Origin of the sequence: Colwellia marinimaniae (genome assembly GCF_002207865.1) — a bacterium.
Classification (GTDB): domain Bacteria; phylum Pseudomonadota; class Gammaproteobacteria; order Enterobacterales; family Alteromonadaceae; genus Colwellia; species Colwellia marinimaniae.
Genome location: NZ_BDQM01000446.1, coordinates 1 through 245, shown reverse-complemented (window position 1 = coordinate 245; position 245 = coordinate 1). Strand labels below are relative to the sequence as shown.

1 protein-coding gene is annotated in these 245 nt (G+C 61.6%); it reads left to right on the top strand.

Annotation, left to right across the window (positions count from 1 at the left end; genetic code table 11):
* Positions 1 to 58: 58 nt before the first annotated feature.
* On the top strand, positions 59 to 245 hold a 187-nt coding region (locus MTCD1_RS23805), incomplete at its 3' end, for a hypothetical protein (RefSeq protein ID WP_235013415.1).

Below are 245 nucleotides of genomic sequence, written 5' to 3'. Positions count from 1 at the left end.
GGTGAATCCTGCGCCGGTGGAGGCCAATATAAGGACCCACGAATCGGCTCTTTCCCCCATGACCATTTCCCACCCTGAATTCGCCGCCGACGTTCATCGCTGTACCGGGGTGGGCAAGTGCATCGCCCCTACCGCCCCTGGCGGGGTGATGTGTCCCTCATACCAGGCGTCCGGGCTCGAGGTCGATTCCACGCGTGGCCGAGCCAGCGTGCTCAAGGAAATGGTCAACGGCACTCTTATTAACG